The organism is Vibrio sp. 1402 (genome assembly GCF_033340275.1).
This window is the reverse complement of sequence record NZ_JAWOWE010000010.1, coordinates 109,379-129,244: the sequence shown is the minus strand read 5'-3', so window position 1 is coordinate 129,244 and position 19,866 is coordinate 109,379. Positions and strand designations below refer to the sequence as shown.

Annotated in this window: 19 protein-coding genes; 12 read left to right on the top strand and 7 right to left on the bottom strand. The window is 42.0% G+C overall.

Annotation, left to right across the window (positions count from 1 at the left end; translation table 11 throughout):
- Window positions 1–47: 47 nt before the first annotated feature.
- The 4 genes from crl to R7044_RS17910 all read right to left on the bottom strand — a co-directional run bounded on the left by crl (window position 48) and on the right by R7044_RS17910 (window position 3,910).
- On the bottom strand, window positions 48–437 hold the full coding sequence (gene crl, locus R7044_RS17925) for a sigma factor-binding protein Crl (protein ID WP_005381584.1): 390 nt from the start codon (window positions 435–437) through the stop codon (window positions 48–50).
- 115 nt (window positions 438–552) lie between these two features.
- Entirely contained in the window at window positions 553–1,800 is a 1,248-nt protein-coding gene (frsA, locus tag R7044_RS17920; RefSeq protein ID WP_225455730.1) for an esterase FrsA, read from the bottom strand.
- Between the two features lie 91 nt (window positions 1,801–1,891).
- Window positions 1,892–2,356, bottom strand: a complete 465-nt coding sequence (gene tet(34) / locus R7044_RS17915; protein WP_005381590.1) for an oxytetracycline resistance phosphoribosyltransferase domain-containing protein Tet(34) — start codon at window positions 2,354–2,356, stop codon at window positions 1,892–1,894.
- Window positions 2,357–2,620: 264 nt separating this feature from the next.
- Complete coding sequence (locus R7044_RS17910) at window positions 2,621–3,910, bottom strand: NCS2 family permease (protein WP_005381592.1); 1,290 nt, start codon at window positions 3,908–3,910, stop codon at window positions 2,621–2,623.
- Between the two features lie 1,023 nt (window positions 3,911–4,933).
- On the opposite strand from R7044_RS17910, the gene R7044_RS17905 reads away from it, so the two are divergent.
- The 11 genes from R7044_RS17905 to R7044_RS17855 all read left to right on the top strand — a co-directional run bounded on the left by R7044_RS17905 (window position 4,934) and on the right by R7044_RS17855 (window position 16,001).
- The gene (locus R7044_RS17905; protein WP_053350265.1) at window positions 4,934–6,406 is read left to right on the top strand and encodes an aminoacyl-histidine dipeptidase; all 1,473 of its coding nucleotides are present in this window, start codon (window positions 4,934–4,936) and stop codon (window positions 6,404–6,406) included.
- 160 nt (window positions 6,407–6,566) lie between these two features.
- A complete protein-coding gene (gene gmtY, locus R7044_RS17900; RefSeq protein ID WP_029865152.1) occupies window positions 6,567–8,024 on the top strand; it encodes a gamma-mobile-trio recombinase GmtY in 1,458 nt (485 codons plus the stop codon).
- Window positions 8,024–10,702, top strand: coding sequence for an integrase family protein (locus R7044_RS17895; RefSeq protein WP_213899795.1), 2,679 nt, complete (start codon window positions 8,024–8,026; stop codon window positions 10,700–10,702). The genes gmtY and R7044_RS17895 overlap by 1 nt, the downstream gene beginning before the upstream one ends.
- Complete coding sequence (gene gmtX / locus R7044_RS17890) at window positions 10,702–11,379, top strand: gamma-mobile-trio protein GmtX (RefSeq protein WP_213899794.1); 678 nt, start codon at window positions 10,702–10,704, stop codon at window positions 11,377–11,379. The genes R7044_RS17895 and gmtX overlap by 1 nt, the downstream gene beginning before the upstream one ends.
- Before the next feature lie 376 nt (window positions 11,380–11,755).
- Window positions 11,756–12,268 carry a hypothetical protein gene (locus tag R7044_RS17885; RefSeq protein ID WP_213899793.1) on the top strand — a complete coding sequence of 171 codons (513 nt, stop codon included), beginning with the start codon at window positions 11,756–11,758 and terminating at the stop codon, window positions 12,266–12,268.
- A gap of 95 nt (window positions 12,269–12,363) precedes the next feature.
- Complete coding sequence (locus R7044_RS17880) at window positions 12,364–12,690, top strand: hypothetical protein (protein WP_213899792.1); 327 nt, start codon at window positions 12,364–12,366, stop codon at window positions 12,688–12,690.
- Between the two features lie 363 nt (window positions 12,691–13,053).
- Window positions 13,054–13,986 carry a hypothetical protein gene (locus tag R7044_RS17875; protein ID WP_020196717.1) on the top strand — a complete coding sequence of 311 codons (933 nt, stop codon included), beginning with the start codon at window positions 13,054–13,056 and terminating at the stop codon, window positions 13,984–13,986.
- A complete protein-coding gene (locus tag R7044_RS17870; RefSeq protein ID WP_318141729.1) occupies window positions 13,976–14,404 on the top strand; it encodes a hypothetical protein in 429 nt (142 codons plus the stop codon). Before R7044_RS17875 ends, R7044_RS17870 begins: the two co-directional genes overlap by 11 nt.
- A gap of 441 nt (window positions 14,405–14,845) precedes the next feature.
- Complete coding sequence (locus tag R7044_RS17865; protein ID WP_225455728.1) at window positions 14,846–15,262, top strand: hypothetical protein; 417 nt, start codon at window positions 14,846–14,848, stop codon at window positions 15,260–15,262.
- Window positions 15,259–15,474, top strand: coding sequence for a hypothetical protein (locus R7044_RS17860; protein ID WP_225455727.1), 216 nt, complete (start codon window positions 15,259–15,261; stop codon window positions 15,472–15,474). The genes R7044_RS17865 and R7044_RS17860 overlap by 4 nt, the downstream gene beginning before the upstream one ends.
- A gap of 8 nt (window positions 15,475–15,482) precedes the next feature.
- Entirely contained in the window at window positions 15,483–16,001 is a 519-nt protein-coding gene (locus R7044_RS17855) for a hypothetical protein (protein WP_225455726.1), read from the top strand.
- A 26-nt stretch (window positions 16,002–16,027) separates the two neighbouring features.
- On the opposite strand, the gene R7044_RS17850 is transcribed toward R7044_RS17855, so the two are convergent.
- Window positions 16,028–16,393: a regulator gene (locus R7044_RS17850; protein WP_225455725.1), complete on the bottom strand. Its 366-nt coding sequence runs from the start codon at window positions 16,391–16,393 to the stop codon at window positions 16,028–16,030.
- Between the two features lie 352 nt (window positions 16,394–16,745).
- Here R7044_RS17850 and R7044_RS17845 point away from each other — a divergent pair, with 352 nt between their 5' ends.
- A complete protein-coding gene (locus tag R7044_RS17845; RefSeq protein WP_225455724.1) occupies window positions 16,746–17,642 on the top strand; it encodes a toll/interleukin-1 receptor domain-containing protein in 897 nt (298 codons plus the stop codon).
- Between the two features lie 122 nt (window positions 17,643–17,764).
- Here the strand turns inward: R7044_RS17845 and R7044_RS17840 are convergent, their stop codons facing one another.
- Window positions 17,765–18,715: a toll/interleukin-1 receptor domain-containing protein gene (locus R7044_RS17840; protein ID WP_225455723.1), complete on the bottom strand. Its 951-nt coding sequence runs from the start codon at window positions 18,713–18,715 to the stop codon at window positions 17,765–17,767.
- Window positions 18,716–19,244: 529 nt separating this feature from the next.
- Window positions 19,245–19,784, bottom strand: coding sequence for a DUF3332 domain-containing protein (locus R7044_RS17835; RefSeq protein WP_005381596.1), 540 nt, complete (start codon window positions 19,782–19,784; stop codon window positions 19,245–19,247).
- Window positions 19,785–19,866 lie beyond the last annotated feature (82 nt).

Genomic DNA, 19,866 nt, shown 5'->3' with positions numbered 1-19,866 from the left:
GTGCGTTTTCGCACCTTTTTGTTTGGTATTAAATGAAAACAACCAAATTAAGCGAAATCGAAAGACTCCGTGTGATATTCGACTTCTAATTTGAAGTGTTCTTCTAAAGTATCAACCAGCTTTTGATGGAATGTGCTCTGCGTGAGATACACTTCCTCTACCACTTTTTTGGGAAGGGCTTCAGATACCCATTGCCCTTCTTTGTTGTACTTGCCAATATGATATTTAGCAGTAAAGCCTCCCTCGATGGATTCCAAATCCATCCACCAGCCCCAAAATTCACGCTTCTCAGGCGATTTTTTGTCGTCTACACATACAGATAAACAATCAAAATAATAGCGCCCTTCTTGCGATTGTGGTTCGCGCAGGTAAGGCCCTATCGCCTTCAACTTTGACATCAAGCGAAAGTGAGTCGGGCCCTGAGTCGTCTCTGACATATGAATCTCCGTTTTCATAGTTAAAAGTAAACACCCAAGAATGATTATTATTTTTAATTATCATGAGCTTATTTTTTGCTCAGATATATCACTCTTAACTAATTTAGGAGAATTGTCACCCTAATAATTCATCTTCTAGCCACTTTATGGCTAAATCGAGGGATTGCTCATATCCTTTTGTAATTGTTTTGGAACTGATTTTTTTCGCTCTACCATACTGGCTAAATAGAGCAACAAGTTGATTATCACTGTGTGGCGACACTGGATCGCCCTCAAGACTCAAAGCCAAAATAGGCACTTTGGTTTTTCGACTGCTCAGGAAGCCCTGAACCTTCAATGACCACGCCATCATCTGACCAGCCATGCTATTAATATCAACCGCATTTTTCCCCAAACGGGAAGCCAAAAGATCTAGGTACATCTTCGGCATTTTTTGTAACTTCTGAGGGGAAGTAAAAATATCATGTACGGGTGCGCCTAGAGCGACACAAGCTTTGATCTTTTCTTGCTCAACAAAAGAGAGTCTGATCATGGCATTACCACCAAAACGAAACCCAACTAACCCCACTTTGTGATGATCAACCCAAGGTAGCGAGTAAAGCTCATTCAATACCGCTTGATGTAGGCAACTTGAATTCTCGGTCAAGGGCCAATGAGAGCTATGCCCTACTGAAGGCATGTCTACGGTTAACATCGCAATATCTCGCGGTGCAAGACGATTACGGAACAAACGCCACATGTCGGTTTGTAGAGTATCCAAACCAGCGCTCACCATGACCACAGGCAACTGTTTATCCGTTCTTGGTAAATGGAGGTTCGCGATGATTTTGCGATTTTGGTAAGGCACTTCAATTTGCTTGATGGTGTACTTAGTTTTTTCTGCGCCGTCAGAATACGCTTTGTTTGCCAGTACTTGAGCCTGCGATGCCAAGTTGTCATTTTTTAAATGTGGGTAGCCTGCAATACTAAAACACAAAGAAGCAGTGAAGAGTTCATCCGCTGCCTCTTCTCCTTGCATTTCATTTGCTCGCTTCTGATGAGCCATACCAAGCTTGATCCACTCAAATGTCCAGTTACCACTGTGATAACCCATTACAGTGTCCAACCAATCATCATTGGTTCGCGAGTGAGAAGATGAAGCAATTTTGGACAGTACGCTTTCCATTTCGATCGGAGACAATCCTTGCCAAGCCCATTGCAAGCGACGCAAATGACGATACCAAGCACGATCACCCTGCGCTTCTCGTTCATCAAGTATTTTTTTACTGGTCGGCATGTACTGGGTAAGCGCGGAGGTTTCTTTTGCTTGCTTATGTTTCACGAACAAAGTTTCGGAAAGATTTTTACTGACGTCTTCAGACATAGGAAGAACCCTAGGCTATTAGCATGATTTAATATCATAATAAAAAAAATGCCCCTATAAAGGGGCATTTCTCAATATTCTTTAACCGCGTTTATTTTTGCTTGCGGTTTACTGGCTCAGCATACTGGATTGACATATCCCAAGGCTGCTCGATCCAAGTGTCTTGAGCAATATCTACAACGTAATCATCCAGCAGCTCTTTGCCTGATGGTTTCGCACACACAGCGATCATTTTCGCTTTTGGATACATCTCACGTAGTTTGCGCGCTGTATCACCACTGTCTACTAGGTCTTCAACGATTAGGTAACCTTCGCCATCACCTTCAGGTGCTTTTAGTACCGTCATATCGCGCTGATGATCATGGTCGTAGCTTGAAATACAGATTGTATCAACGTAACGAATACCCAGTTCACGAGCCAAAATAGCGCCTGGAACCAAACCGCCGCGGCTTACCGCCCAAATTCCTTTCCATTGCTCAGCTGGCATTTGTTTCTCAGCCAGTTCACGGCAGTAAGTCTGCATTGCATCCCAAGTGATAATGAATTTTTTACTCATTGTAATAACCTAATAATTTGAAAATATGCATCCTCAAAATCTAGCGAAGTCACTCAAAAGCGGAATGCTCACTAACTTCTCCAAAATGTTTGGAGACGAGGATTTCAAGCTGCGCAAACGATTATTCTACCGAAACACACCGCTAATACCAACGGTGATATCAAAATTCTCTGCCTATTCCGCAGAAAAACCGTCTTCTGTGAACAACGTAAAAAAAGAAAAAGCCAGCGTGAATAAATCCACACTGGCTTTTTGCTCGAGAAATTAACCGACGAGGTATTTAACGATGAAGATGGCTGACATCACCCATACACTCATCGACACTTCACGGCCCTTACCGCTGAATAACTTGATCGCCGCGTATGCGATAAAGCCTAACGTGATACCTTCTGCAATCGAGAATGTTAGCGGCATAACTAAACAAGTCACAACAACTGGGGACGCTTCAGTTAGGTCACGCCAATCAATGCTTACTAGCCCAGACAGCATCAAGATCGCCACATAGAATAGCGCACCTGACGTTGCATAAGCAGGGATCATACCCGCAAGTGGTGAGAACAATAGAGCAAGTAGGAAGAGTACACCAACAACCACGGCTGTTAGACCAGTACGCCCACCCGCAGCTACACCAGAAACGCTTTCAATATAAGATGTCGTGTTGGAGGTACCAAGTAATGCACCTACTGACGTTGCTGTTGAGTCTGCAAGTAACGCTTTGTTTAAACGAGGGATGTTGCCATTCTCATCAGTTAGGCCTGCTTTTTGAGAAACGCCAACGAGCGTACCTGCGGTGTCAAATAAATCGACAAATAGGAAAGCAAATACGACGGAAATCATGCCTACTTCAAACAAACCAGAGAAATCCAGTTGCATGAAAGTTGGCGCAATGCTTGGTGGCGTTGACATAATACCGCCCCACTGCACATCACCAAATAGAAGACCAAGCGCTGTAACGCCAAGAATGGCGATCATCACCGCACCTTTCACACCACGGTGAACCAATGCAATCGTAAGAAAGAAACCAATCGCGGCCAATACAGATGGCAATGATGTGATCTCTCCCATAGAAACTAATGTCGCTGGGTTATCAACGACGATACCTGCATTTTTTAATGCGATAAACGCTAAGAAAAGACCAATACCAGCTGAAATACCTGTTCGTAGAGAATGCGGGATCGAGTTAATAATCCACTCACGGATCTTAAATACGCTTAAAAGAATGAACAGAAGGCCAGAAACAAATACAGCCGCTAACGCAACTTGCCACGTATAACCCATTCCCAATACAACAGAGTAAGTGAAAAATGCGTTCAGGCCCATTCCTGGTGCCTGTGCGATTGGGTAATTGGCAACAAATCCCATAATAAAACAGCCGATTGCGGCAGCAAGACAAGTCGCAACAAAAATGGCGCCACGGTCCATACCGGTATCCGACAGGATCGCTGGGTTTACAAAAATAATGTAAGCCATAGTTAGGAAGGTCGTAACACCTGCAATGATCTCAGTGCGCACATTTGTGCCATTTTCACTGAGTTTAAAAAGCCTCTCGAGCATGATCGAATCCTGTAAAGGTAAAAAGTAAACGGTTGCGTAATCGATTGGCGGGAATTATAAAGTTATCAAATAGCAAATTCTAGATAGAATCTTCACTCTAATGCGTTTTTTTTCTTTGGATATGAAACACATTCTCTAATCTATCAAAGCAAGCAAAGAAATATATTCTTATAAAACAATAGGTAACCCAGATAACACAGTTCTCTAAAAGAGAATAAAAACTGAGCAATGTACTAAACTTTCAGATGAAAAAGGCCCATTTTAAACATGGTATCTAACAGATTTGATGGAAAAGTCGATAAAACCGAAGAATGGGGAATAGAAGAAGGCTTTGATGGCAATAAGTGAGTCAGGAAGAGAAAATAGAGATAAAAAAACGCCACCCAATTTGGGTGGCGGTGAATCATGTCAGCACTATCACTGAAAAAAAATTCCAATTTATAGGGGTGAACAAACTGTTCGAGTCACATGCGTTGACTTCACTTAGTAGCCAAAGCTTGTTGGGTATACAAAGTTACCGGTGTAAACAGACTTGCTATTCCAGAACATTGTACTTGGTAAACCTTTCATAACTATCACCTTTTAAATCAATTAAACATTCGTTGATTTCTCGGTTCCTTGGAGGCGATAAAACGGACTCATCCTTTGAGCATTTCATTCTTCTCTCAGAAGCTGGTTACAAATATACCACCAAGAAATTTAATTACAAGCATTTTAGTGATTGAAATCACAAAAAATGCATAAATTGACCTTTATCAAAGTTTATGTGTAATTAAATTACAATTTTATGAATTAAAAAATAAAGCCACTTTCAGAATGTATGATAGAGAACACATAGTGCTTGTTATTGTATTCACAAACTGTGACAGTTCTGAGAGAAATCCTTGTGATCGCGACTACTCGTACTCCTTATCTGGTGGTATGCTAACGGCAATTTGAAGGCCAAATCGTCTAGCATTTAATGCTACCTTGACAATATTTTTACGGTATATATTTGGCAAAGCACATCAAAAGGAGTCCTCCGTGTCTGAGTTCCATTCTGAGATCAGTACCTTATCACCTGCTCCACTTTGGCAGTTTTTCGATAAGATTTGTTCAATCCCTCATCCATCGAAACATGAAGAAGCATTAGCACAGTACATTATCAACTGGGCAACAGAGCAAGGCTTTGACGTTCGCCGTGATCCAACCGGTAACGTGTTCATCAAAAAGCCCGCGACACCAGGAATGGAAAATAAGAAGGCTGTTGTACTTCAAGCACACATCGACATGGTGCCGCAGAAAAACGAAGACACTGAACACGACTTCACCAAAGATCCAATCCAACCTTACATCGATGGCGAATGGGTAACTGCGAAAGGCACGACGCTTGGTGCAGATAACGGTATTGGTATGGCTTCTTGCCTTGCTGTATTGGCATCTAAAGATATTAAGCACGGTCCACTCGAAGTTCTGCTGACGATTGATGAAGAAGCAGGCATGACTGGCGCATTTGGCCTTGAAGCTGGTTGGTTAGAGGGTGAGATTCTTCTAAATACAGACTCTGAGCAAGAAGGCGAAGTCTACATGGGTTGTGCAGGTGGCGTTGATGGCACCATGACTTTCGATATTTCTCGAGAATCAACGCCTGCAGGTTTTGTAACACGCCAACTGACGCTGAAAGGCCTAAAAGGTGGTCACTCAGGTTGTGACATTCACACAGGTCGCGGTAATGCCAACAAATTACTTGGTCGTTTCCTTGCCGGTCATGCTCAAGAGCTTGATTTACGTTTAGTCGAATTCCGTGGTGGTAGCTTACGTAATGCAATCCCTCGCGAAGCGTTTGTTACTGTCGCGCTTCCTGTCGAAAACCAAGACAAGCTTGCTGAGCTGTTCAACCACTACACTGAGCTGCTTAAAACTGAATTGGGTAAAATCGAAACAGGTATCGTAACCTTTAATGAAGTGATCACGACTGACGCCCAAGTATTTTCAATCGCCGATCAGCAACGATTCATTGCGGCACTTAACGCTTGTCCAAACGGCGTAATCCGTATGAGTGATGAGGTGGAAGGCGTTGTTGAAACTTCTCTAAACGTTGGTGTGATCAGCACAGAAGAAAATAAAGTCACCGTGCTTTGCTTGATTCGTTCTCTCATTGACTCTGGCCGTAGCCAAGTGGAAAGCATGCTGCGCTCGATTACTGAGCTAGCAGGCGCACAAATTCAGTTCTCAGGCGCTTACCCTGGCTGGAAGCCAGATGCAGATTCCGAGATCATGGCAATTTTCCGTGATATGTATGAAGGCATTTACGGTCATAAGCCGAACATCATGGTCATCCATGCTGGTCTTGAGTGTGGCCTATTTAAAGAACCATACCCACACATGGATATGGTTTCTTTCGGTCCAACAATAAAATTCCCTCACTCTCCAGATGAGAAAGTGAAGATTGATACTGTTCAGTTGTACTGGGAACAGATGGTCGCGCTTTTAGAAGCGATTCCAGAGAAAGCATAATTCAATCACGAAAAACGACAAAGGGTGCCATACGTTATATATAGTAACTTAAAGGGTGTATATTGTGTATTAAGGCAGAGAAATCTGCCTTTTTATTGCACAATCTAAATTATAGGAATACAGTAAATTATATGTATACTGTGTATGGAAAAAGCATAATTTGTCATCAGTAAAAGTCAGAGCGACGATTGTAGAAGACAATACGGGCATCAAAAGCCAACTGTCTATCTTGGTAACAGAGCAAGGAGAGTTAAGTACAGTCACAGACTACCTACTCAAGCTAGAAGCGGACGGGGTGAGTAACTCTGTCATGGATGGATTTATTCAAGCTGTATCCTTGTTGCTGGATTATATGGAAGCAAATAGAGGATTGTTTGACGATCCGGAGTTGCTCTTTCAGACCTTTTCTAAGCGGCTATACACAGGAACGATTGGTGAAGATGGACTTGACCCATCAAGTTTGTATTGGGTGCCAAGTTCAACCAGTAACGTGAATAAGCACATTCACCGACTGACGGCATTCACTGATTGGCTGTCAGACAAGCAAGGCTCGGCACCTATGAATCCTTTGCGCGATGCCACACCTCATGAGCAGCGATTAAATTACGCTGCATGGTATAGAAAAAACCAAAATGATTTCCTCGGCCATATCGAAGATAAAACCGTCAATAAAACCATCCGTAAGGCGCGAACCATTAAGGGACGCATACCACTCACCAAAACCGAAGATGATGCTATCGCCTTTCCTGAAAAGCATTGGGAAGACTTTTATATAAATGGCATTGGTGGCGCGAGCGACCCACGAGTGGCTCTCAGGGATAAGTTAATACTCATGCTTATGCACGGTGGCGGGCTACGCGAAAGTGAGGCTTTAACGCTCTGGGTCACAGATGTGTTTGAAGCCCCCTATAAACCGGATAGCGCTATCGTTCGAATTTACGATGAAATCGACGGTAAAGCGCCAAGTGATCTTGAAGTGCGTTCTAAAAATCAGAATAGAGAAACATACTTAAAAGAAAAGTATGCGCGTATCCCTCGAATACGAATGAAAGGTACTGCTCATCTTGGTAGGAAATGGCGTTTGCCTGACCATAAAGATAAGTACATACAGGTTCAATGGTTTCCCACCGACTATGGCAGAGTGTTTATGTCACTGTGGAAAACCTATCAAAAGTACCGTGCTAGCATCGAATGCCATCACCCTTATGCGTTTATTGCGTTTCATCACAGCGCGTTAGGCAATCCTTACACCATAAACGCTTTCCATGATAACTACGCCAACGGCTTAAAGCGCATTGGTTTAGAGCCGAGCAAGGCAGAAGGCTTAGATCCACATGGGCACCGACATAATTACGGCAGACGGTTAGAGCGTTCAGGTCTGAACCCTTTGGTGATTCGCCGCTGTATGCACCACAAGTCTTTGGACTCACAAATCCCCTACACAGGAAAAGGTCAGCAGGAAATCTCTGACGAACTGACCCAAGCGACGTTGCAACTGGCAAACCCTGAATCCAAAGTCAAAGCGCTCGACTGGAAAACTCTGATTGAGAATGGTTTTGATGACGTCGACCCGCAGGGCTACTTCACTGGCAAGCATCCAAAATTGAGAGGTAAATAATGTCGAGTAGAGGCAAAAAACATGACGGACGCGCATCGGATTTAACCTTCTCTTGGATGTTGACCACACTTGGTGCCGAATGGCAACAATGGCAGGAACTGGCGGCTGAGTGGATGGCATCACAAACATCTGGTGTCGATGACAAGCGGAAGGCGTTAAGCCGCTTCTTTGAGTCTTATATTGCTGAATATGCACCCTATGCCATCGGCAATATAGATTTGTTTTTTAAGGGCTACCATGGACATAAGTGCTCTAGCGAAGAGTTGGAAAAACTGGTTAAAAAAACGCAAAACAGCCCCGCTTTCATCTATAAAGGCGTGAACTATCCTTATGAATTCATCGACTTTGTTATTGAAAAAGTGTTCTCCGAAGAAGATGATAATGGCAACCTTACTTTCTTAGTTCAAAACCCGCTCAATAAAATTAAAGTACAATTTAATACTGCGGAAACCGTACGTAACCCTTTGCCGTATCGCTATATTCAGGACTTGCGCCAAATCCTTTGTCCGTTACCTGATAAAACCGAACTTGCGGTCATTGAGAAAAATCTCAAGGACGATGATTCCTTTCTCTCAGCTTATTACTATCGCCATTTTAAGCACTGGACTTGGGCGCAGCATCAGACAGGACATGGTTCTCTAGGCGGTGACTGGTTTGAAGTCGAGCCTGAACTGATTGATAAATCCGACCCTGACTGTGTGTGGCGTAGCAAAGAGGTTTTACGCAAACCCAAGGGAGACAAAGCAGCAGTGCCTACCGTTATTCACCAAATCTGGTCGCCTGTAAAAGCGATGGTGATTTTTATGAAGCTCCATCTCCCTCTACGTACCTATCAGGTACGTATGCTAGACAGTGGAGAGGCCGATACGTGGCGATACGAAAATGGTCAATGGGTAGTGAATACCCAACATGATTTTGTTCTTGGAAGTGAAAAGCGCCCTTTTGGGAAAGGTGTTTTCCGCCGCATACATGACACCATGACAGGGCTGTATTCAACAGGGTTGTATATCAACACCAACAAGACCGCTGACCAGAACAAAGATGAACTGGAACGTGGTTACATCATCCCTTGGCAGAACGAAGAGATGCTGTACTGGCTGGAAAAACTGCGTAACTGGCAAGAAAAATACAACCCGATTGTAAAGCCTACCGACTGCACTGCATTATTGAAAAAGCACACTGTCAATAAAAAATCGGACAAACAACTAGAGAGCATGGGTGAAATTGCTTTTTTGTTTCGTGATGCTTCAGCAAAGGGTGAGGATAAGCACAAACCTATCAGTGCCACCGCAACAGCTCCTTTTTGGTATCAACTTCTCCTTGAGTTAGAAAACCAACTTGCAGAGCAAGGTAATACACTTGAAAATGGCAAACGTTTAAAACTGGTTGTGGATTACCCGGAAGGTAAGAGTAAAGGGGATATGAGTGCCACACTCTTTCCTTTGCACAGTTTGCGTGTCTCACTCATCACGGCTTATACGATGGATTCACAACTGCCATTGCCCGTGATTTCTAAGCTATTGGCAGGGCATACGCGCCTGTTGATGACTATCTACTATAACAAAATCACCCCATCGGTGATGGCAGAAAAAATGGATGAAGCGCATGGAGAGCTAGACGAAAAATCCAAGCAATCGGTACGCAATTTCCTCAAAGATGCCTCGATGGAGCAAATACAATGCAAGATGGTGTATCACAACGATGATAGCATTCAGGCGGCGCTGGTTAACCGTAACCCGATAGGTTGGGAGGAGCGCTCGTGTGGGGTGTGTCTGGTTGGTGGCAACACCGTTAAATCAAATGAAGCCAGTACTCTTGGAGGTTGTTGGAACGGTGGCGAATTGATAAGAGATGCCAAATCTGCCACACATCGCATTTATTCTAGCGTACCTCACGGCCCTGAAAACTGCTCTCGCTGCCGCTGGTTTATTACCGAAGCACGTTACCTTCCAGCACTCAATGCCTGCTTCAATCAACTGAGCTACAAAGCGCATCAGGCCGCGAGCCTATCTGTTGAGATTGAAGGTAAACTGGAAGCTCTCAAAGACGAACAGTTCTTTTGTGAGGAGCAAGGCAAGTTGTTTATCAAGTACGATGAACTGCAAGCCCTACAGCGCCGCTATGAAAAACAGCAAGTCGAAGCTGATGAATACGCCAAAGACTGGATTGCGTGCTTTGAGCTTATCAATAAAGTAATTCGTGTCGAAGAAACCAGAAATGAAGATGACGCCAAAGATAAGCTGATTGCGGTTGGCTCTGAGCAAGATGTAAGTCATGCCCTGAGGTTTATCGAAACCGACTCAGAGTTACTGCACTTATCACTGCTGTGTGATAACGCGGAGTTTTACCCTGACTTACAGGACGAGCTGCGTAAAACCCCCGCGATAGAAAAGCGCTCTCGTCAACTTAGCCGTGTGCTGATGAAAAAAGGCTTTGAGCCGATTTTTATGGAAATGGACGACAAACAGCAACTCATCGCTGCCAATGCCATGTTGCGTCAAATGGCGAAAATTGCTGACCCTGATGACAAACTTGAAGGCTACCGCAAGGTGGCGAACTACATCGAAGCGGGAGAATACCTGAACGATAACAAACTGTTATCTCAGGGTATTCATGCATTGACTGATAAAACCATTCACCTAGATGGCATCGCACTACCGAACTTATTGGAGGGCTAATGGAACTCGATATTGATGTTATTCTGGCTGACTTAAAAGAAGGCAAGCTGCCTCGCACGCAGCACAACCTCGATAAGCTCAACGACACACTGAAAGCCTATGCGGAATCAGGTCAGCGTGACTTCTCCATCACGCAAATTGGACGGGTGTCAGCCGAAAATGGCGGATTGGCGTATGAGGCTTTGCGTGCCACCCGTAACAAGCACTACCGAACACTCATCGAAGCATGGGCAGCGAAGTGCAATACCAATACCAAAAAACCGCTATCCAACACCTCACGCTCTAAATCAATCCCTGCGGACAATAAACTGTTAGAGCGCATCCCAGACCCTGCGGTTCGCGCCTTGTTCGGTCAAATCATTGCCGAACGTAACCGCTACCGCAAAGAGGTCAATTTACTCAAGCAACACGCCAATATTACCATCGACAAACGCCCTGTACGCCAGTTTGATACTACCGCAGAAGTGAGCGTGGAAGTGCTGCCATCTCTATCAGGCGCACTCACCGAATCAGAGAAAAAAGCCTTAGCGTATGCCATTTCTGATGAATGTATGGAAAAAAACGACTGGCAATATACTCAGGCGGGGCAAGTAAAAGACATGGAATACAACAGCGAAGTATTCCCTAGGGGCTTTGTCACAGGGCTGCGCAAGCTACTGGGTGAGGTAGATGACTAATGGCAAGTGGGCAGCCGAAATGAACTCACTTAGTTAGTTCATTTCGGCTTGTATCTCAGGCTCAAGAAGCAAAGTCTCTCGCTGAATTTCACGGTCTTGAAATCGTTGTCCCCCCCCACTTCGAATTTGGCTTTCGCACTCAAATCCATCAAAAAAACATTGAGTACAAGGGCGTTTTTAGTAGTCTGGTGGCAACAATAAAGTCCGAACATGCAATTACATAACAAGCAATTTAAGCAGCCCCTCAACGTGTGGCATTTTTACTATGCGTTGGTTTTAGTGTTTAAGGTGGTATGTTGCAACTTCGGTATTGCGTTGCTCACACCTTAACAGGGTGTTAGTTTGCATATTTCAGTGTGGTGAGAGAGAAAATATTATGTATGACACAGACCCTCATTATTGTGTTAGCCAAAAGTTTAGCGACATAATTTTAGAAGAGTTCATTGAGCCAAACAGTCGAGACTTATCTAAACATCGCATTTCACAAATAAGTCTAAAAGGGGATAAACGACTTTACAATATCTCTCTATTAACATGCGACGGCTTTACATCTGATGCTGCTTTTGATTTACAGCAGTCACAAGGTGAGCAAGTTGAGTTTAGCCAAACTTTCAACTTTGAGGTGCGAGAAATAATCATTAGCTGTATTGGCCTTGACGAAGAGATATCGATCTCAACTGCTGAGTGTGGGGAAGATTTTATTACTTCACAATTCAGTACAGAGCAGTTTATCTCGTTGTTAAGGTTTGGATTCAATCTAGTATTCTCCAAACTACAAGAAAGTAATTCAGAAGTAATACGGGCCCGCTCAAGTTGGTATGGCGATGAACATCCGTCTTTGCCAGGTGGGTTTGCTTTTTTTATTCCCAGAAAAAAAGAAGAAAATTAAGCGATAAATAAACCCCTTGGGTACAGCTGAGAACAAACTAACAAACTTCTCAAGAGGGATTCGCAACGCGGCGTTATGTGCTTGGAGGAAATAATATGCAAAAGAAGCAAATTGCAAAATACATATTATTTTTCCTTGGTATTGGAATTGTTATAGCTGTTGGCTTTGATCAGCTGTTCTTTCGAGGAAAGCTTATAGAGACTCATCACGGCGTGGTTCTACCTTCGTGGGATAACACTAATGCTCCTGATAAAAGCCGAAGCATCCACATTTATAGAGCAGCCGTAAAGTTAGAGCATGGGGAGGTTGTTCAGGTTATTTGCAAGTCGATCTGTATTGAGGGCAAGGTGGTTATTGTTGAACAGTACAAGCCATTGTTTGGCAGCTACAGCAACTATTACAGTTCATTATTGGCTCCGTAAAAATGTAACTACACGCATAACAAACGTCTAAGGCTTCAAGATACTTTTTCTAATCCAAGTCTCGCACATTAGAACCCATACTCTAACGTGCTTTTGTCCAACAGTGTGCTGACGGGGCATGAAACACGAAAATGCCCCAAAACTCGCTAGACCAAACACTCTACAAGATCTGTTTCGTTCATTTTATCCTACAAAAAGTTATTCGATAGAATGCAACTCAACACGATTGAGTCTACATTATACTTATTTAGCCTGTCAGATTGCCTATTTGATTGGTTAAATCATCAGATTGTCTTCTTGTGGATGATAAATACTTGAAAATATTGTTATTATCGTTTTTATTTATCAGTAAAACCGACTTCCATGAGATATGAATCCGCTCCTGTAGCCCCAAAAGAAAGACAAGAAACAACTAGACAGCGAGCAGCTCGCCAACGTAGAGAGCGTCAGGAAGAGTTGAGGTATACCGCGAGCGATGAAAAGCGATGGGCAGAAATTAGAGAGAGGGTTCTTAGAGATAGACAAGAGGCTGGATTAGGTCAAATCTCTCAAGGTTTAAAAACGCCTCAAATTCTAAGCGATTCTATCGGGCTACAGTGTTCACTTGACGATGAAATGGCGAAGAATCATCAGCATGTACTTATTACTGATTTAGAAGATGCGCACAAGATATTGCATAACGTTTGGCTAGATTCTGGTAAAGACGTTGCAGCTCTTGCAGCGAGTATTAATACAGCAAAATCATGGTTCAACCACACAGAGCCGATGTTTGACGCCGCGTCTATTGCTAAGCAATTCGGGGATATGAACATTAAGGCGGATCTTGTTGAGAGCAGAGGACAAATCTTTGTCGCATTCAATGGGACAGATCAGAACGGGAAAGTACTCAAACATGCGTTAGTGAATGGCTCTCGTATCAACATGAACGGAAAAAAATACCCGCTTAATTCATTTAAAGCAATGCAAACTGGTTTTAGCCCGAAATCTAGGGTTGCAAACTTTAAAGGTGCAGGAGTTTTAACGTTTGTTGTATCGGCGAGTATTGCTACTAGTGACCTAGTGTTCAAAGATGATTACCACCTAGTGGATTGGTTTGGGAATGTTGGCTCTGACATGTTCAAATTTATGCTCCAAAGCGCAGTTGGTGAAGCCGCATTGTTTGCTGCTGCTGTCTTAGGTCAACCGATAATTATCGGTGCAATTGCTGTAACAGCGACATATCTTCTAATTGAATGGGCTTGGGGCGAATACAAAATTTCTCAAACGATAGTTGAAAGGTTAGAAAGTGCGATATAAAACTAAAATCCGTGTGGCTGGCTTATTTTTTGTTTCACTAATGCTGTTGTGTTGGTTTTATCCTTCTTATGGCGTTTATTTGGATTACCTTGAGCTATTGAATCGAGCCGATACTGTGCAAGTTTCCGTTATTACCTTGTGGGTTCCTGTTGGTGTTTTTGGGGCTTTAGTGTGTGTGCTTTTTATGACACCTAAAGCATTGCTATATGGGAAGAAGATTAATGAACTTTATTCTCAAAGAGCTATGCAGTTAGCTAACAAAATTAGTATTTATTTTGCATTGGCAGGCGTGGCATTTGCTGCTGGCTGGACATATCACTCTATCGACTTGTTAGAAAAATATGGGTACGTATACAGCCGAGATTTAACAAAAGTCACTCCAACAGGAGTGCACTTGATGTACGTTAAAGCTCGATGATTGAACTTAACGGCACTAAATCCGAACCCAGCCAATACTTTTCTGGTGCGATGTTGCTCATCGCACTAGCCCTTCACAACAACTTTGCAATACCTGTGATTATTCGTAGCTTTCTAAATTAGAGAAGGCACTGACAAGGTTTTGTCCATCTTCGAGCCAGCTAGATCTGTGCTGGCTCATTTATGCCCCATTATTGGCTAGACTTTTTACTCATTCAAACCCTGTTCACGGTTTTTGCAATATTAAAAGTTATCCATTCTTCTCCTGCTGTTGGCTGTTAATCCCCGTGATGTATTACGGGGGTAAATTCCAACTAATTGCTAGCCTTTGATATGAGAAACAATCTGTTTATCTAGGTGGTATATCTCACACCTGATCGTTTGAGCTTGAATGCATATTGAATTGACGATAACTTATTCAACTAAATGTTAGGGAGTAGCTATGGACCACAGAGAGTACGGTTGGCAAATGAACGACCAATATGAAAAATTATTAACAAATCTGGAAATTCTAGGAACTTTACTCCAAGAGTCAAATTTTGCTGAATACGAAAACCAAGTTATTTCTTTTGACTATTTATCGTATAGTTTTCAATCAAAATTTCATGCCGTCATTTTTGAAGGTGAACTTGTACTTAAGGTGCGTTTTGAAACTCAAGTGTTCTCAGAGTCAGTATTTCATTTTGATGTTTTGATTAACTACTTTGGAAACATTAGTGCCATTGACCTGCTCGTGCCGGAACGTAACCTCAATTATTTTTCTTCGAACACAATCGAGGCCTACTTTGATAGGTTACTTGGCCAGTTTCTTGAGAAGTCAGATTTTTATCACGAAAACTCAATTGGAGATGCTTTATGAGTAATAAAAAGAATACAGACAATAATAAGCCACGAAAGCCAACGAACTCAAAGGGACAAGGTGTTAGCTTAATTGTCAACCGTAAGAAAAAAGATGCTTTTTCGAATAGTGATATATCATGTCCTAGTTCGAAAAAACCTTCTGAAACAGAGATTACGCAACTTCACTCTACTCCGCCTAAACCAGGCTCAGATAGTGGGAAAGATAAATAGAGGTTGTCATGCAAGCTAAACCAGAGGTTACCGACGAAAGTCGATGGTGGAACTTGATGTGGAATACTCGACTTGGCATCAGGTACCACTTGTACGCTCAATCAGTCTATCAAAAGGTTGCAAAATTTATCACTATCTTTACGTTAGCGGCAAGCTCTGCTGCATTTACTGTTGTATTGAATAAAAATGAAACCCTTGCGCTTACATTTACATTAATTGCGGCATTTTTGCAGATAGTCGATTTGGTGGTAGATACAAAGTCAAAAGCGACTCTCCACTCCACTTTAAGGCAGAAATATTTACAGCTTGAAGTCTTATTACAAGAGCATGATCAGTTAACAAAAGAAGGTGCTCATACATTTAATCAAACGAAAGCATCTATAGAGTTAGAAGAACCCCCTCTAATAAAAAGCTTGATGACATACTGCCATAACGAACAAGCTAGAGTTGACTTAGGGGAGAACAGTACACATCAAGTTCCTATTGGCCGCTGGACTCGTCTAAAGATATGGCTTTTACCTTTTTAATATCAGGCTCCCAGAGGAGCCTCATTTTACATCTTGTCCCTCAACGCCCTAGCATATCTTAATATCTTTCTAGCAACTTCAAGATCAGTCATCGCTCCAATCTCTAACAATGCTATACCTGTAATCACTTGTTGTGCTGTCACTAATTGTCCTGTTGGAAGCTCGAGTCGGTCATAGTGCATTTTAAAACTGTCCCAATCAGATGAGGGTCTCAGTATTCGACCTCTTGTCATACGCATTAACCTTTTACACTCGGAAGGTATATTTTTCCCCTTATCCCATTCTTTGACAGTCCTCACAGATTTTAAACAAAGTTCAGCTGTCTGATCTACGGTTAGACCACATTCAAATTCACGAAAAATATAGTTTTTAGTCATTTCGTGATACTTCATTGCTATGTTCCCAAAAAGAGGAACATATACTATACGACGCATGTGCAACCACATTAAACATAAGCAGACAAAGTGCGCACTGTACGAAGGAGTAATAACTGACAATAGTTGCCTTATAAAAAGTTATTCATGAATTGCTAATGTTCGATTTTTAGTAACGCATTTATGTCCAACTTCGAGCTAGCTACATCTGGCTAGCTCAGTTCTGCCCCTTTCTGAGTTTGGGTAGCTTGACATCTCATTTAGCCAACTAGTCATTGACCTACTTTTTCTCATGTATGTAAGGTACGTACTGGAGTCGAAATATCAGTTATCAATCATGCCTGTAAGTCATTAAAAAGTAGGGGGAGTAATGCCTGTTTTTATAAGTTATTCGCACAGCGATGAAGAATTTGTAAACAAGTTCGCTGCGCACTTGGTAAAGCACAATACTCATGTATGGGTTGATACATGGAACTTAAGCATAGGTGATTCTATTCTAAGTAAGGTTCAAGAGGCTATCGAAGAATCTAGTGCCCTCATCCTCGTTCTCTCAAAACAATCTGTTGAGTCTGAGTGGTGTAAAAAGGAATTAAATTCAGCACTAATGAGAGAGTTGGACGAAAAAAGAGTTATTGTACTGCCAATTTTACTCGAGGATTGCAATATACCGTTGTTTTTGAGGGAAAAAATGTATGCTGACTTTCGTTCATCTTTTGACGCAGGACTTACCTCAGTCGTAGATTCACTAGCTCGAATATCCAACCAACAGCAAAGCCGAATTGCTAGCTCGAATGGCCATGTCGATTGGTCTATGACATGGGGTTTTCAACAAGGTTTACTAAACGCTAATTTTACAATTATTGAGCAATCTACAGGTGCCCCCTTTACCGTTCTGTCTCAGATTTCTATTAAGTGCAACAGGCAAGCGACACAACGTTATCGACAGTATATGAGCCTTGGCTTAGATTGGTATTGTCAGTTTTTATTTACAACATTTATTGCTGATGCTGTTTGTGAAAAAGACCTACACTTGGTTCTAGAAAGCACAGAAAAAGAAACTATTGACGTAAAAGTTCAAGACAGCAAGTTAGGGGTTGAGTTCATAGTAAAAGTGGAGTCTAGTCGGCTTGGTGAAGATACCGGTAAGGATATTCTAGTTAATGCTACTCGTTACATAACTGATATTTCAAGATATGTAAAATCAGTTACACGTGATTTGACTTCAGATGAGAGTTCAAGGCTTCAATTATTGCTCTTGGCTAGATAGAGTTTCAAACCAAAATACTAGTAACGTGCCTCTTAACAAAACTACGAAAAGTGGCACGTTATACTCTTAAGGGCAGAGCTTTCAATTATCGCATTTTTGGTTTACTTCCCTATCGACGTACATTAGGATTCAATCAATTTTTTATCTAACTCTTTGATGATTAGCTTGGTAATCATTTCAACGGAGTGAGTAGAAGTGTTCAGCGCAAATTTGTCTGCCATGTGAAGATTAAACTCAATTACTTCATCAAAGGTGATCCTATGCCAGATTGGTAAGATTGATTTACCGTTGTGTACTTCCTTTGCGTAAAGGCTTTGCAGCTCAATCTCTGGCCATTTCTTTTTAACAAAATCTGGCGAAAGAACAACAATACCAAAGGTGCATTCACTCAGGCCTTTGTTGATTGAAGAGCTAAGACTATCACCAATAGACAATGAGTATTCATCATACCAAACACTAACACCTTCACTTATCAATGAATCAGCTAAATCTCTAACAATTGAACCTTTGTCTTCTGATGCATGGCTAATGAATACATCTACACCATCACGTTTCATAGTATCTCCGCTTATGTCCATTCCTGAAAATTGCCTAAGAGTTTCAGATTCTTTTCTCAATTCTCCAACAAATTTCCTGTTATCAATAATTTTCTGCTTTTCTAACTGAGAGCGCTTTTTGTTATCAAGAGCAGTTTCACGTCTTCTTCTAGCATCAGCCTGAATGCTATTCCACTCTCTTAACTTGGCTTTTTGCTGTTCTTCAGAAAAGATTTTCTGTATAGATTTGCGCTTATTTTTTTTATTATTTTTTTTAAAGTCGCCCTCTGCATAGAAGAACTGTGGCTTATCTTCAGCAAGTTGAGCTATCTCTTTTGTTTTCTCTCTGTGTGCTTTCTCTAATTGATTTAAAGTATTAGTTAAATCTTTATGCTCTTTTGAACCCAGCTCTGATTTTCGAAGATTATTGATTACTTGCCTTATCTTCTCATCAATCTCTTCAACCCTTTCTTCAGCCTGCTTAGATTTTTTGAATCTATCTGTAGAGCATCTAAATCCAATTGGTAACTTAGTCATGCCGAACCTTATGAATAACAATACATAACTAATATCCAATAAGTTAACGAAAAGGTGAAGATATATGGCAATAAATTGTGTGAATTAGCAGATACATTTCAAAATTACTGTATTGAAATGGCAAAATTGGCCATGAGAAAGGAGGTTACCCATAGAAATGGTAATTCATGGTCAACTAATTTAGTAAAGCCCCTGACTCAGTTTTGTCCAGAAACGTGTTTCATCGAGTGAGCAAGAAAAATTATAAATGCCTAGTGAGCAGTGCGAGCATAAGGAGTGGCTTTATTATTTTACTACCATTCCCCTTAAATACCCTTTTGGCAAGGTGATGGTTTCACGCAGTGAGGCCATCACCTTGCTAAGCCTTCAGGGATAAAAAAGCGTACACACCAATATACATAGTATGTACGCCTTTCATATTGAAAAGAAGCATTGCCAGCAAAGGGCTACCACTCACTCTTTCATAAATAGACATGGTTTTTACTGTATACTTAGCGCTGCACCCTTTTTTTGGTTTAGTTGAACCCAACTACACACGGTTTTGCGCGTAAGCGGCTAACTCATCCATTGAGGTTTGTGCAGCAACTTCACCATCAATGTAGTAAGTAACAAACTCACCATCGCGTACACCCATGAGTGTCGCCTTTTCACCGTTACTGTAAGTAATATCCATTTGAACGGTGTTCTCATCGATTTGCTGCATTCGCCCCTGCTCAATGACACGGTTATCCGCTAATGGTGCGATTGGTGCAGTCGTTAACGACTTATCTAACTGGTGATTGACATCAATGTAAGTATCTACCTTTGTATCGAAGATATGTGGCTTACCATTTAACGGGTTCTTACCCGTCCAAAATTCTAGAGAGTTAAACACGATATAATCCGCTGCGATCGCGACACCATAAACAGGCGCTAAAAGCATATTTAGACCACCTCGAGCGTAACGGTTGTCAACAGCTTTCAAGTTAAACCCCATAACATAACCTGTCACGGCATTACTACCTACGCAACCTGAAAGTGAAACTGCTACCGCAGTCAATGCACCAATTTTAGCAATTGCCTTTTTCATCAAAACCTCTAGTTAGAAAGTGTGAAACCTCAAATTCGGCGCGGATATTATCGGATAAAAAGTAGGGTTAAAAGTCCGTTTT

Excerpts from the sequence above, each read along its gene's own strand:
- crl (WP_005381584.1), bottom strand. The coding sequence starts at position 437 with ATGTCAGAGACGACTCAGGGCCCGACTCACTTTCGCTTGATGTCAAAG.
- frsA (WP_225455730.1), bottom strand. The coding sequence starts at position 1,800 with ATGTCTGAAGACGTCAGTAAAAATCTTTCCGAAACTTTGTTCGTGAAA.
- R7044_RS17910 (WP_005381592.1), bottom strand. The coding sequence starts at position 3,910 with ATGCTCGAGAGGCTTTTTAAACTCAGTGAAAATGGCACAAATGTGCGC.
- R7044_RS17895 (WP_213899795.1), top strand. The coding sequence starts at position 8,024 with ATGTCGAGTAGAGGCAAAAAACATGACGGACGCGCATCGGATTTAACC.
- gmtX (WP_213899794.1), top strand. The coding sequence starts at position 10,702 with ATGGAACTCGATATTGATGTTATTCTGGCTGACTTAAAAGAAGGCAAG.
- R7044_RS17885 (WP_213899793.1), top strand. The coding sequence starts at position 11,756 with ATGTATGACACAGACCCTCATTATTGTGTTAGCCAAAAGTTTAGCGAC.
- R7044_RS17880 (WP_213899792.1), top strand. The coding sequence starts at position 12,364 with ATGCAAAAGAAGCAAATTGCAAAATACATATTATTTTTCCTTGGTATT.
- R7044_RS17875 (WP_020196717.1), top strand. The coding sequence starts at position 13,054 with ATGAGATATGAATCCGCTCCTGTAGCCCCAAAAGAAAGACAAGAAACA.
- R7044_RS17865 (WP_225455728.1), top strand. The coding sequence starts at position 14,846 with ATGGACCACAGAGAGTACGGTTGGCAAATGAACGACCAATATGAAAAA.
- R7044_RS17860 (WP_225455727.1), top strand. The coding sequence starts at position 15,259 with ATGAGTAATAAAAAGAATACAGACAATAATAAGCCACGAAAGCCAACG.
- R7044_RS17855 (WP_225455726.1), top strand. The coding sequence starts at position 15,483 with ATGCAAGCTAAACCAGAGGTTACCGACGAAAGTCGATGGTGGAACTTG.
- R7044_RS17850 (WP_225455725.1), bottom strand. The coding sequence starts at position 16,393 with ATGAAGTATCACGAAATGACTAAAAACTATATTTTTCGTGAATTTGAA.
- R7044_RS17845 (WP_225455724.1), top strand. The coding sequence starts at position 16,746 with ATGCCTGTTTTTATAAGTTATTCGCACAGCGATGAAGAATTTGTAAAC.
- R7044_RS17840 (WP_225455723.1), bottom strand. The coding sequence starts at position 18,715 with ATGACTAAGTTACCAATTGGATTTAGATGCTCTACAGATAGATTCAAA.
- R7044_RS17835 (WP_005381596.1), bottom strand. The coding sequence starts at position 19,784 with ATGAAAAAGGCAATTGCTAAAATTGGTGCATTGACTGCGGTAGCAGTT.